The 12,168-nt window shown below is 72.8% G+C and carries 10 protein-coding genes; 9 read left to right on the top strand and 1 reads right to left on the bottom strand.

The features are described 5' to 3' along the window. The first annotated feature begins 8 nt into the window (after nt 1–8). The 9 genes from ACNYS0_RS07135 (at nt 9) to ACNYS0_RS07095 (ending at nt 10,299) form a co-directional block, all read left to right on the top strand. Nucleotides 9–1,193 (top strand): acyl-CoA dehydrogenase family protein, encoded by a 1,185-nt coding sequence (locus ACNYS0_RS07135; protein ID WP_422471828.1) that lies wholly within the window; start codon nt 9–11, stop codon nt 1,191–1,193. 54 nt (nt 1,194–1,247) lie between these two features. Then, a complete protein-coding gene (locus ACNYS0_RS07130) occupies nt 1,248–2,177 on the top strand; it encodes a VOC family protein (protein ID WP_422471827.1) in 930 nt (309 codons plus the stop codon). After that, complete coding sequence (locus tag ACNYS0_RS07125; RefSeq protein WP_422471826.1) at nt 2,174–3,667, top strand: FAD-dependent oxidoreductase; 1,494 nt, start codon at nt 2,174–2,176, stop codon at nt 3,665–3,667. The genes ACNYS0_RS07130 and ACNYS0_RS07125 overlap by 4 nt, the downstream gene beginning before the upstream one ends. After that, nucleotides 3,664–4,419: an SDR family NAD(P)-dependent oxidoreductase gene (locus ACNYS0_RS07120; RefSeq protein ID WP_422471825.1), complete on the top strand. Its 756-nt coding sequence runs from the start codon at nt 3,664–3,666 to the stop codon at nt 4,417–4,419. Before ACNYS0_RS07125 ends, ACNYS0_RS07120 begins: the two co-directional genes overlap by 4 nt. 18 nt (nt 4,420–4,437) lie before the next feature. Beyond that, nucleotides 4,438–5,229 carry an SDR family oxidoreductase gene (locus ACNYS0_RS07115; protein WP_422471824.1) on the top strand — a complete coding sequence of 264 codons (792 nt, stop codon included), beginning with the start codon at nt 4,438–4,440 and terminating at the stop codon, nt 5,227–5,229. 137 nt (nt 5,230–5,366) lie between these two features. Beyond that, the gene (locus ACNYS0_RS07110) at nt 5,367–6,527 is read left to right on the top strand and encodes a steroid 3-ketoacyl-CoA thiolase (RefSeq protein WP_422471823.1); all 1,161 of its coding nucleotides are present in this window, start codon (nt 5,367–5,369) and stop codon (nt 6,525–6,527) included. Nucleotides 6,528–6,533: 6 nt separating this feature from the next. Further along, nucleotides 6,534–8,765 (top strand): acyl-CoA dehydrogenase family protein, encoded by a 2,232-nt coding sequence (locus ACNYS0_RS07105; RefSeq protein WP_422471822.1) that lies wholly within the window; start codon nt 6,534–6,536, stop codon nt 8,763–8,765. After that, entirely contained in the window at nt 8,762–9,643 is an 882-nt protein-coding gene (locus ACNYS0_RS07100; RefSeq protein ID WP_422471821.1) for a MaoC/PaaZ C-terminal domain-containing protein, read from the top strand. The genes ACNYS0_RS07105 and ACNYS0_RS07100 overlap by 4 nt, the downstream gene beginning before the upstream one ends. After that, nucleotides 9,640–10,299, top strand: coding sequence for a PaaI family thioesterase (locus tag ACNYS0_RS07095; protein WP_422471820.1), 660 nt, complete (start codon nt 9,640–9,642; stop codon nt 10,297–10,299). The genes ACNYS0_RS07100 and ACNYS0_RS07095 overlap by 4 nt, the downstream gene beginning before the upstream one ends. 72 nt (nt 10,300–10,371) lie before the next feature. Here the strand turns inward: ACNYS0_RS07095 and casG are convergent, their stop codons facing one another. Continuing rightward, nucleotides 10,372–12,027 carry a steroid-24-oyl-CoA synthetase gene (gene casG / locus ACNYS0_RS07090; RefSeq protein ID WP_422471819.1) on the bottom strand — a complete coding sequence of 552 codons (1,656 nt, stop codon included), beginning with the start codon at nt 12,025–12,027 and terminating at the stop codon, nt 10,372–10,374. Nucleotides 12,028–12,168 lie beyond the last annotated feature (141 nt).

Genomic DNA, 12,168 nt, shown 5'->3' with positions numbered 1-12,168 from the left:
GCGCACCCATGCCCAATCCGGTACTCGACGCCGTCGTCGAACGCGCGGAGGAGATCCGCGCCCTGGGGCCCGCGAACGAGTCGCTCGGCCGTCTCGACGACCAGACGGCCAAGGTGCTCCGGGAGACCGGGGCGATCCGCATGCTCCAGCCGAAGAAGTACGGCGGACTCGAGCTGCATCCAAGGGAGTTCGCCGAGACCGTCATGGAGATCGCCGCTTGCGACGGCTCCACCGGCTGGGTGACCGGCGTCGTCGGCGTCCACCCGTGGGAGATGGCGATGGCCGACCCGCGGGTGCAGGAGGAGGTGTGGGGCGAGGACCCCGACACGTGGATCGCCTCCCCGTACGCGCCGATGGGCCTGCTGCGTCCCGTCGACGGCGGTTACGTCTTCAACGGTCACTGGCAGTTCTCCTCCGGCACCGACCACTGCGACTGGATCTTCCTCGGCGCCTTCCTCGCCGACGAGAAGGGCGAGCGGCTGAACCCGCCTGCTTCCGTGCACGTGATCCTGCCGCGCGCGGACTACGAGATCGTCGACGACTCCTGGGACGTGGTCGGCCTGCGCGGCACTGGCAGCAAGGACGTCGTCGTCAAGGACGCCTTCGTGCCCGACCACCGGGTCGTCGACTACGCCAAGGTCGTCGACGGCAGCCTCGCCGAGGAGGCGGGACTGACCAACCCGATGTACCGGCTGCCGTTCTCGGCGGCCTTCCCGCTCGGCATCACGGCCTCCGTCATCGGCATCTGCGAGGGCGCCCTCGCCCACCACCTCGCCTACCAGCGCGACCGCGTCCAGATCACCGGCACCGCCGTCCGCGACGACCCGTACGTCCTGTACGCGGTCAGCGAGGCCGCCGCTGAGATCGCCGCCTCTCGCGCCGCCCTGCTGGACAACATCAGCGTCCTGCACGACATGGTGGCGGCCGGTGAGCCGATCAGTTTCGACCGGCGGGCCGTGGGCCGCCGCACCCAGGCGCGGGCCGCCTGGCGGGCCGTCCGCGCCGTCGACGAGATCGTCGCCCGCTCCGGCGGCAACGCCATGCGGATGAGCAACCCCATCCAGCGTTTCTGGCGCGACGCCCACACCGGCCTCGCCCACGCCATCCATGTGACGGGAGCGGTCTTCCATGTCGCGGCGCTGACCCAGATCGGCGTGGAGCCCCCGCAGGGGCCCATGCGCTCGATGATCTGACCCCGGCGGGACCTCCTCAGTGCATTCCAGGCAGGAAGCGGTTGGAGAAAATACATGACACACATCAAAGGACTCGGCTACCTCCGGGTCCGTACCCGGGACGTCGCCCGTTGGCGCGAACTCACCGCGGAAGCCCTCGGGTTCGCCGAGGGATCCGGGCCCGACCCGGACGGCCTCTACCTCAGGATGGACGAGCGCAAAGCCCGGCTCGTCGTCCTCCCCGGTGACACCGACCGTGCCGAGGCGATCGGCTGGGAGGTGCGCGACCAGTTCGCGCTGGCCGAGGTGGCCCGCGCCGTCGAGGCGTCCGGCACCCCGGTCAAGGAACTCACTTGGCAGGAGGCCGAGGCCCTCGCCGTCGAGCAGGCCATCGCCTTCGAGGACCCGGCGGGGGTACGCGTCGAGGTGTTCTTCGGGCCCGTCCTCGACCACAGCCCCGTCCTCACCGGCCACGGCCAGCGCTTCGTCACCGGTGCCCAGGGCATGGGCCACGTCGTCCTGCCCACCACGCACATGGACGAGACGGTCGCCTTCTACACCGAGGTCCTCGGCTTCCTGCCGCGCGGCGCGGTCAAGCTGAGCGTCCAGGCCCCGGACGCGCCGCCGCGCCGTGTGCGCTTCATGGGTGTCAACCAGCGCCACCACAGCCTGGCCCTGTGCCCGGCGCCGCACGGAGAGGCCCCCGGCCTGGTCCACCTCATGGTCGAGGTCGACACCCTGGACGCGGTGGGCCGCGCCCTCGACAACGTCGGCCGCCTCGGCTTCCCGCTGTCCTCCACGCTCGGCCGGCACACCAACGACAAGATGGTGTCCTTCTACGTACGGGCGCCCGGCGGTTGGGACCTGGAGTACGGCACCGAAGGACTGCTCGTCGACGAGACCCACTACACCGCCGAGGAGATCACCGCGGACAGCTACTGGGGCCACGACTGGTCGGGCTCCGAGCCGCTCGCGGCGTTCTCGCCGCCGAAGGCGGACGGATGACCCCGGCGCGACCGGTCGTCACTCCTGTCCGTGCCTCGTCCGTCACGCACTACGAAGCCGAAGTCGACGTCCTCGTCGTGGGGTTCGGATGCGCGGGCGCCTCGGCCGCCTTCGAGTCGGCGTCGGCCGGCGCCGACGTCCTGGTCCTGGAGCGCGCCGGAGGACCGGGCGGCTCCTCGGCGCTGTCGGGCGGTGAGCTGTACCTCGGCGGCGGCACCCCCGTACAGAAGGCCTGCGGTTTCGAGGACACGGCCGACGACATGTTCGCCTACTTGTCGGCCGCCCTCGGACCGCACGCCGACGAGGAGAAGCTGCGTGTCTACTGCGACGGCAGCACCGAGCACTTCCAGTGGTTCGTCGACCGGGGCGTCCCCTTCGAGAACTCCCTGTGGGAGAAACCGAGTTGGATGCCTCCGTCGAACGACGGCCTGATGTGGCTGGGCGAGAACGCCTGGCCCTACGACACCCTCGCCCGCCCCGTGCCGCGCGGACACCGCCCCGCCGTCGGCCACTTCGGCGGCGGCCTGCTGATGGAGAAGCTCGTCGCCGCCGCCCGCGAGGCCGGTGCCGCCGTTCGCGCCGACACCCTCGCCGGTGCGCTCATCACGGAGGACGACGGCCGGGTCGTCGGTGTCACCGCCCGCCGGTACGGGCAGGACCTGGCGTTTCGGGCCCGACGTGGTGTCATCCTGACCACCGGCGGATTCGTCGACAACGAAGACATGCTCGCCGACCACGCCCCCGCCCTGCTCGGCCTGGGCAAGGTCAGCGACGGCCTTGACGACGGCAGCGGCATCCGGATGGCCTGCGCTCTCGGCGCGGCCACCCGGCGGATGTCCGCGGTCGAGATCGCCATGACCGCGCTGCCCGCCCTGGCCGTGCGCGGCATGCTGGTCAACGCCCACGGACAGCGCTTCATCAACGAGGACGTCTACCCGGGCCTGTTCAGCACGGCGGCGGTACTGACCCAGCCGGGCCCGTACTGGGTGATCGTCGATCAGGAGGGCTACGAGGCCGTCCCGGAGGCGGAACGCTGGGGTGTGCTGCCCCGGCACGCCGACGACGGCCTGGCCGTCCTGGAGCGTGAACTCGGCATGCCCGAGGGGGCGTTGGAGACGGCCGTCGGCACCTACAACCGGCACGCCGAGCACGGTGAGGACCCCTACTTCCACAAGAACGCCCGGTGGCTGCGGCCCCTCAAGGCGCCGTTCGCCGCCCTCGACCCGCGCCTCGGCTTCCACGGCGGAGGAGGGCGGGCGAGCGCGGGAGCCGGTCCCGGTGCGGCGGGCTTCACGCTGGGCGGGCTGCACACCACCGTCGACGGTGCCGTGCTCGATGTCTCGGGCGCGCCCGTCCCCGGCCTGTTCGCGGCGGGCCGCGCCGCGTCCGGCATCCACGGGGGCGGCTACGTCAGCGGTACCTCGCTGGGCGACGGCACGTTCTTCGGCCGCCGGGCGGGGTTGACCGCCGCCGGGAAGGGCATCTCATGAACCGTTTCGAGAACACCTCCGTCCTCCTCACCGGCGCCGCCTCCGGCATCGGCCGCGCCGCCGCGCTGCGGCTCGCCTCGGAAGGCGCCGCCGTCCTCGCCGTCGACCTGTCCGCCGACGGCCTGCGGGAGACCGCCGGGCGGCTCCCGCCCGGCAGTCCGGGGCGCATTCACACCCACGTCGCCGACGTGTCCGACGAGAGCGCCGTCGCGGCCGCCGTGGCCCGCGCCGCCGACGCGTTGGGCGGCATCGACGTCCTGGTCAACGTGGCGGGCGTGCACCGCACCACGCCGATCGACCGGCTCACCGTCGACGACCTGCGGCACCTGTTCGACATCAATGTCGTCGGCACGGCGGTCTTCTGCCGGGAGGCGCTGCGTCACCTGCCCGACGGCAGCGGTGTCATCGTCAACGTGGCCTCGTCGTCCGCGACCCACGGCAATCCGTTCATGAGCGCCTACTCCGCCACCAAGGGCGCGGTGCTGGCGTTCTCGCTGTCCCTGGCGGCCGAGGTGGCACACCGCCGCATCCGGGTCGTGCCGGTCTCGCCCGGCACCGTCCGCACGCCCCTGGCCGCCCGGCCCGACATGCTGCCGCCCGATCTCGACACCAGCTACTACCAGCGCATCCGCGCGCCGTTCGGGGCGGGCGGCCCGGAACAGATCGCGGGTGTCATCGCCTTCGCCGCCTCCCCGGACGCCGGTTATCTCACCGGTGCGGAGATCCGGGCCGACGGCGGCTCCCACATCTGACGGAAGGGTGGCGTTCTCATGGCTTCAACACCCGTACGACGAAAGATAGTTGTGACCGGGGCGGCCTCCGGTATCGGTCAGGCCCTCGCCGGGATGCTGCGCACCCAAGGGGACGACGTGATCGGCGTCGACCTGAAGGACGCCGACGTCTGTGCCGACCTCGGCACCGCCGAAGGGCGGCAGGACGCCGTCCGAGCCATCCTGGAGCGCAGCGGGGGAGTCCTCGACGCGGTGATCGCCTGCGCCGGGATCTCGGCCCGTGTGCCCGCCGTCATCGCGGTCAACTACTTCGGCGTCACCGAACTGCTCCAAGGGCTCAGGCCCGCCCTGGCCCGCGCCGAGGCGCCCCGCGCCGCGTGCGTCGGATCCATCGTCGGGACCAGGCCAGGCGCGAGGGACGTCGTCGCGGCCTGCCTCGCCGGGGACGAACCCGGGGCGCTCGCCGCGGCCGCCGCGCTCGCGGACGCGGGGGAGGGCGGCGCCCTCTACCCCGCGTCGAAGGCGGCCCTGGCCCGCTGGGTCCGTCGTACGAGCGTCACCGACGCGTGGGCGGGTGCGGGGATCCCGCTGAACGCCGTCGCCCCCGGAGTCGTGCTCACCCCGATGCACGCGGCCAGCGCCGTGACCGAGGAGCAGCGCAGGATCGTCGCGCAGGCCGTGCCGATGCCGCTGAACGGCCACGCGGAGCCCGAGGTGATCGCGCGGGCCCTGCGCTGGCTGACCAGCGCCGAGAACTCCCATGTCACCGGGCAGGTGTTGTACGTCGACGGGGGCGCCGAAGCGGTGCTGCGCGGCCCTGACCGGGTCTGAGCCGTCCCCGCTCGCCCCGCTGTTCTCCACTGAGTGGGACGGCCTCTTGCCTTCTTTCAGAATGAATTCTAGTTATGGGGGTGCAAGCGACCACACCGTCCCGGCCCGCACGGGCCGCCTCACCCCTACGGAGAACCATGGCCGAGGCCGTCATAGTCGAAGCCGCGCGCACACCGGTCGGCCGGCGACGCGGAGTCCTGTCAGGGCTGCACCCGGCCGAGCTGCTCGGCCGGGCGCAGCAGGGCCTGTTGGCGAAGGCGGGCCTCGCGCCCGACGTGGTCGAGCAGGTCGTCGGAGGCTGCGTCACCCAGGCCGGCGAGCAGTCCAACAACGTGACCCGCACCGCCTGGCTGCACAGCGGCCTTCCGCACTCCACCGCCTGCACCTCCATCGACTGTGCCTGCGGCTCCTCCCAGCAGGCCGTGCACCTGATCCACGGGCTGATCGCCGCGGGCACCATCGACGTCGGCATCGGCTGCGGCGTGGAGTCGATGAGCCGGGTCTTCCTAGGCCAGGCGCAGACCCCCGGAACCGGCGCCCCCGTCCCCGACGACTGGTCGCTGGACATGCCCGACCAGTTCACCGCCGCCGAGCGGATCGCGCGCAAGCGCGGCATCACCCGCGCCGACGCCGACGCCCTCGGGCTCGCCTCCCAGCAGAAGGCCGCCCGCGCCTGGGCCGAGGGCCGTTTCGCGGGGCAGGTCCTCGACATCGACGCCCCGGTGATGGGTCCGGAGGGCCCCACCGGTGAACGCGCCGTCGTCTCCCGGGACCAGGGGCTGCGGGACACCACCGCCGAAGCTCTCGCCGCGCTCAAGCCGGTCGTTCCCGACGGTATCCACACCGCGGGCAACTCCTCCCAGATCAGCGACGGCGCGGCCGCCGTCCTGCTGATGGCCAAGGAGCGCGCCGAGCGCCTGGGCCTGCGCGGCCGCGCCCGGATCGTCGCCTCCACCATGGTCGGCTCCGACCCGTACTACCACCTCGACGGACCCGTCGAGGCGACCCGCCAGGTCCTGGACAAGGCGGGGATGACCCTGGACGACATCGACCTCGTCGAGATCAACGAGGCGTTCGCTTCCGTGGTGTTGTCGTGGGCGCAGGTCCACAAGGCCGACATGGACAAGGTGAACGTGAACGGCGGCGCCATCGCACTCGGCCACGCGGTGGGCTCCACAGGGGCTCGGCTGATCACCCAGGCGCTGTACGAGATGGAGCGCGCCGACAAGTCCACCGCACTGATCACCATGTGCGCCGGCGGGGCGCACTCGACGGCGACCATCATCGAACGGATCTGACACACCATGACCATCGGCCTTACCTCGGAGCACCGCGACCTGCGGGACTCCGTACGTGCCTTCACCGGCCGGCACATCACCGCGGACGTCCTGCGCAAGGCGGTCGACGCCGAGGACGACACGACCCTCCCGCCCTACTGGCGGGCCCTCGCCGAGCAGGGCCTGCTCGGCCTGCACCTTCCCGAGGAGGCCGGGGGAGCGGGCTACGGCATCGTGGAACTGGCCGTTGTCGTCGAGGAGTTGGGGCGCGCCGCCGCACCCGGGCCCTTCCTGCCGACCACCCTCGCCGCGGCGATCCTGCACCGGGCCGCGCACCCCGCCCACCTGCCGGGCCTCGCCGACGGCACCGTCCTCGGCGCCGCCGCCCTGCGCCCCGGCACCCTCACCCTGACCCGCCGCGCCGACGGCACCGCCGAACTGTCCGGGGAGTGCGGCCCGGTCATCGGCGGCCACCCCGCCGACCTCTTCGTCCTGCCCGCAGCCGACGGTGACACCACCGCGTGGGTCGTGGTGCCGCGCGTCTCGGTGGAGACCACCCACCAGCGCAGCCACGACCTGACCCGCCGCTCGTCCCTGGTGCGCGCTCAGGCGGTGACGGTACCGGCCTCCGACATCCTGACCGTCGACCCGCGGCTGCCGCTCGACCTCGCCGCCACCCTGTTCGCGGCGGAGGCCTCAGGCATCGCCGACTGGGCCGTCACCACCGCCGCCGACCACGCCCGCGTGCGCGAGCAGTTCGGCCGCCCCATCGGACAGTTCCAGGGCGTCAAGCACCGCTGCGCGCGGATGCTCGCGCAGGCCGAACAGGCCCGCGCCTGCGCCTGGGACGCGGCCCGCGCCGCCGACCCCGGCGCCGTCGACGACCCCCGCGAGGCCTCGCTCGCCGCAGCCGTCGCCGCGGCCACCGCCGTCGACGCGGGCTTCGCCGCCGCCAAGGACTGCATCCAGGTGCTCGGCGGCATCGGCTTCACCTGGGAGCACGACGCCCACCTCTACCTTCGGCGCGCCCAGACCCTGCGCATCGCGCTCGGGTCCGCCGCGCGGTGGCGACGCCGCGTCGCCCGGCTCACGCTCGACGGATCCCGCCGCCGGCTCGGCGTCGAACTCCCGCCCTCGGCAACCGCCGTGCGCGAGGAGATCCGCGCCGAACTCGCCGAGGCCGCCGCCCGCACCGAGGCCGAGCGTCCCGTCTTCCTCGCCGACCGCGGCTACACCGCTCCGCATCTGCCCGCCCCCTGGGGCAAGGGCGCCGACGCCGTCACCCAGCTCGTCATCACCGAGGAGCTGCGCGCCGCGGGCCTCAAGCCCGTCGACATGATCATCGGCGGCTGGGTGGTGCCCACCCTCGTGGCCCACGGCGACGACGCGCAGCGCGAGCGGTTCCTGCGGCCCAGCCTGCGCGGCGAGATCCAGTGGTGCCAGCTGTTCAGCGAGCCCGGGGCCGGGTCCGACCTGGCCGGCCTGTCCACCCGCGCGGTCAAGGTCGACGGCGGCTGGCGGATCACCGGGCAGAAGGTGTGGACCTCCGGGGCCCACGAAGCCGACTGGGGCATCCTGCTCGCCCGCACCGACCCCGACGCCCCCAAGCACAAGGGGGTGTCGTACTTCCTGCTCGACATGGACAGCGCGGGCATCGACATCCGGCCGCTGCGGCAGATCACCGGCGAGGCCGAGTTCAACGAGGTGTTCCTCGACGACGTGTTCGTCCCCGACGAGCTGCTGGTCGGGGCGCCCGGCGACGGCTGGCGGCTCAGCCGCACCACCCTCGCCAACGAACGCGTCGCCCTTTCCCACGACTCCTCGCTCGGCTCCGGCGGCGAGGCCCTCCTCGAACTCGCCGAGACCGCACCCGCGGACATGGACGACGAACGGCTCACCACTCTCGGCGCCATCCTCTGCGACGCCCAGGCCGGCGGCCTCCTCGGCCTGCGCGCCACCCTGCGCACGGTCTCCGGACAGCAGCCCGGCGCCGAGGCGAGCATCGCCAAACTGGCCGGAGTGGAACACCTCCAGCAGGTGTGGGAGACCGCCATGGACTGGCTCGGCGACGCCGCCCTCTCCGGCGAGGGCCCCCGGCAGGACCCGACCTGGTGGTTCCTGAACTCCCGCTGCATGTCCATCGCGGGAGGCACCACCGAGGTACAGCTGAACATCATCGCGGAGCGCATCCTGGGCCTGCCGCGCGACCCCGCACCCGTACCCGCCGCCAGGACGTCCGAGGGGAAGGGCCGCGCATGACGATCGACCGTGACAAGGCGCTCGGCGCACCTCCCACCATCGAGGAGATCTCCTGGACCACCCGGGACGTGCTCCTCTACCACCTCAGCCTCGGCGCGGGCGCCGACGCCACCGTGGGACCGGAGCTCGGCCTGACCTACGAGTCCTGCGAGCGCGGCCTGACCGTGCTGCCCACCTTCGCGATGGTCGCGGGTACGGGTGTCTCATCGGGCAGCGCCCCGGACCCGTCCTTCGAACTCCCCGGCATCGAGCTCGACTTGCGCCGCATCCTCCACGCCGGCCAGGAACTGCGGATCCACCGTCCGCTTCCCGCCTCCGGCACGGCCACCCTCGCCTCCCGCGTCGTCGAACTGTGGGACAAGGGCAAGGCGGCCGTCATCGTGCGGGAGTCCGCGGCCACCGGCCCGGACGGCGAGCCGCTGTGGACGAGCCGGATGCGGATCTGGGCCCACGGTGCGGGCGGCTTCGGCTCGGAGCCCGCCCCGCGGACCGAGTGGAACGCACCCGACCGCGCCCCCGACGCCGTGCTCGACACCCCCACCACCCCCCAACAGGCCCTGCTCTACCGGCTCAACGGCGACCTCAACCCCCTGCACGCCGACCCCGGGTTCGCCCGGTCCGCCGGATTCGAGCGGCCCGTCCTGCACGGCCTCGCCTCGTACGGTCTGGTCGCCAAGGCCCTCGTCGGGGGCCTGCTCGACGGCGACGCCAGCAGGCTGACCGGCCTGTCCGTACGGTTCGCGGGAGTCCTCTACCCCGGCGAGAGCCTGCGCACCGCCGTCTGGCGCGAGGACGACCGGCTCCTGCTGCACACCACCTGCCCGGAGCGCGACGACGCCCCCGTCCTCACCCACGCGACCGCGAGGATCACCGCATGACCGCCGACCGCCACCCCGTCCCCGTACCCACCGAGCCCGTCCCACGGCCGGACGCCCTGGTCGCCACCGCCCACGACGAAGGTGTCGACGCGGCGACCGTCGCCGCCCGCAGACTCGTCGAAGCCCTGCTCCGGGCGGGCGACGACACGGACGTCGACATGACGGACGTGACCAAGCAACTCGACTCCCTCGCCGATCAGTTGACGGAACGGGCCCCCGGCCTGGAGGAGCGCCTCGTCACCATGTGGCAGGGCACCGGCATCACCCGGCACGACCCCGTCACCGGACCGGAGAACGCGATCGCTCCGCCGCTGAAGCTCATCGGTCAGGACGACGGCTCCGTCCAGGGCACCGTCAGTCTCGGCCTTGCCTACCAGGGCCCGCCGCGCTGCGCGCACGGCGGTGTGTCGGCGCTGCTGCTCGACCACACCCTCGGCGTGGCCAACCACTGGGCCGGCCTGTCCGGGATGACCGCCGAACTCACCCTGCGCTACCTGCGTCCCACCCCGCTGTTCGAGCCGCTCACCGTCACCGGCCGGCAGCTCTCCGTGGACGGCAGGAAGATCCGTACCGAGGGATCCATCGAGGCCGGCGGCCGCGCGTGCGTGACGGTCCAAGGACTGTTCATCGCCAAGGAGCTGCCCCGCCCCAGTTGAGCCACGAGCACACCAACGGCAGGCCCCGCGACGAATCTCCGTCGCGGGGCCTGCCGTTGGTGTGTCGGCCGGTCAGACATGTACGTCGCGGCGTACGACCTTCCCCGTGGCGTTCCGCGGCAGGCTCTCCGAGGTGATCCGCCAACGCGAGGGCACCTTGTAGTAGGCCAGGCGCTCGCGCACGTAGGCGGCCAGTGTCTCCTGGGTGAGACCGGCGTCCGCGTCCGTGACGACCACCGCCGCCACCTCCTGGCCCAGGTCCGGATGCGGCACACCGACCACCAGGCACTCCCGCACCCCAGGGCACTCGGCCAGCACACCCTCGATCTCCGCCGGATACACGTTCTCGCCGCCGCGCAGGATCAGGTCCGAACGCCGGCTGGTGAGCCGCAGCCGGCCGTCCTCCAGCATCCCGATGTCTCCCGTGTGCAGCCAGCGGCCCGCCTTGATGGCCTGGTCGGTGGCCTCCTGGTCCTCCCAGTACCCGAGCATCACGTACGGGCTGCGCAGGCAGATCTCGCCCTCCTGGCCCTCCGGCAGCGGCCGGCCCGCCGGGTCGCGCACCTCCAGCTCCACCGCCACCACCGGGCGCCCCAGACTGTCGGGCGCCACGGCGAGGTCGGCCGGGGTGGCCACCGCCGCGCCGGTGCAGGACTCGGTGAGCCCGTAGCTGTTGGCCAGCGCGTCGCGCGCCACCGGCAGCGCGGCGCGCAGCCGTTCGTGGAAGGCGGGGGAGGAGGGGGCCGAAGCCAGCGAGAAGGACGTCAGGGACGACAGGTCGTAGCCGCCGAGATCGCCGTGCTCGACGATCCGGTGTGCCATGGTCGGCACCGCGCCCCAGTTGGTGACCCGTTCCCGCTCGATGAGCCGCAGCACCCGCTCGGCCTCGAAGCGGCCCTGGTGCATCACGACGGCGCCGCCGTCCACGAGCCGGGGGACCGCGAGGTTGTGCAGGGACGCGATGTGGAAGAGGGGCAGCGCGAGCAGATGCCGCCGGTCCTGCGGGGCGATCGGATCGCCCATCTCGGCCATCAGCTGGTTGTTGAGGCACAGGTAGTCGATGACGGCCAGCAGGTTGCGGTGGGTGTGCACCACTCCCTTGGGGCGGCCCGACGTACCGCTCGTGTACATGATGACCGCGGGATCGTCCTCGTCGATCTCCGGCCGGGGCGGCTCCGCGTCCGGGTGCCGCCGCACCAGCTCGGGGACGTCCTTCTCGAACGTCAGCAGCGGCACCCGTGAGCCGTCCACCAGCGCGGCCCGCCTGGCGTCGGCCAGCACCACCTTGGGACGGGTGTGACCGAGTCCGTACTCGATCTCCTGCGCGGTCCACCAGGCGTTGTAGCCGACGGCGACGGCGCCGAGCGAGACCGTGGCCCAGAACGCGACGACCCAGCCCGGGCCGTTCGCCGCCAGCAGTGCCACCCGGTCACCCTTGCCGACGCCGTACTCCTCTTCCAATACGCGTGCCAGGGAGGCCACTTGGCGCGCGTGCTCGGCGAACGAGATCCGCTCGTCCTCGGTCACGATGTAGTCCCGCTCGCCGTGTCCCACGGAGGCGGCCACCACATCGGCCAGGGACTTCCGCCGGTGTGCGAACACCTGCATCCGCGCCCCCAGCACGTCCTCTTGGACCAGTTCGAAGGCACCGCCGGGGCCCGTCAGCCGCCGCAGGATGTCCTGCGCCGTCTCCGGCACCGTCTCGTGGTGGTCCGCCGTCGCGCTCATGCGCCTCCCTCTCGCCGGAGTGGATGATGTGCGCGCCATCGTTCTCCCGCTGCCCGTGCCGGGCAGCGCGGTTCCCGGTCACCGGGACGCCCACCGGCGCCCGTGCCGCTGAGTGGGACCCGCGCCCCGGCGCCGCCCGCG

This window comes from Streptomyces anthophorae (assembly GCF_049310305.1).
Classification (GTDB): Bacteria; Actinomycetota; Actinomycetes; order Streptomycetales; family Streptomycetaceae; genus Streptomyces.
Note: the sequence above shows the minus strand (reverse complement) of the source record. Positions and strands in the feature narration are given on the sequence as shown.

Excerpts from the sequence above, each read along its gene's own strand:
- casG (WP_422471819.1), bottom strand. The coding sequence starts at position 12,027 with ATGAGCGCGACGGCGGACCACCACGAGACGGTGCCGGAGACGGCGCAG.
- ACNYS0_RS07105 (WP_422471822.1), top strand. The coding sequence starts at position 6,534 with ATGACCATCGGCCTTACCTCGGAGCACCGCGACCTGCGGGACTCCGTA.
- ACNYS0_RS07130 (WP_422471827.1), top strand. The coding sequence starts at position 1,248 with ATGACACACATCAAAGGACTCGGCTACCTCCGGGTCCGTACCCGGGAC.
- ACNYS0_RS07125 (WP_422471826.1), top strand. The coding sequence starts at position 2,174 with ATGACCCCGGCGCGACCGGTCGTCACTCCTGTCCGTGCCTCGTCCGTC.
- ACNYS0_RS07120 (WP_422471825.1), top strand. The coding sequence starts at position 3,664 with ATGAACCGTTTCGAGAACACCTCCGTCCTCCTCACCGGCGCCGCCTCC.
- ACNYS0_RS07135 (WP_422471828.1), top strand. The coding sequence starts at position 9 with ATGCCCAATCCGGTACTCGACGCCGTCGTCGAACGCGCGGAGGAGATC.
- ACNYS0_RS07110 (WP_422471823.1), top strand. The coding sequence starts at position 5,367 with ATGGCCGAGGCCGTCATAGTCGAAGCCGCGCGCACACCGGTCGGCCGG.
- ACNYS0_RS07115 (WP_422471824.1), top strand. The coding sequence starts at position 4,438 with ATGGCTTCAACACCCGTACGACGAAAGATAGTTGTGACCGGGGCGGCC.
- ACNYS0_RS07100 (WP_422471821.1), top strand. The coding sequence starts at position 8,762 with ATGACGATCGACCGTGACAAGGCGCTCGGCGCACCTCCCACCATCGAG.
- ACNYS0_RS07095 (WP_422471820.1), top strand. The coding sequence starts at position 9,640 with ATGACCGCCGACCGCCACCCCGTCCCCGTACCCACCGAGCCCGTCCCA.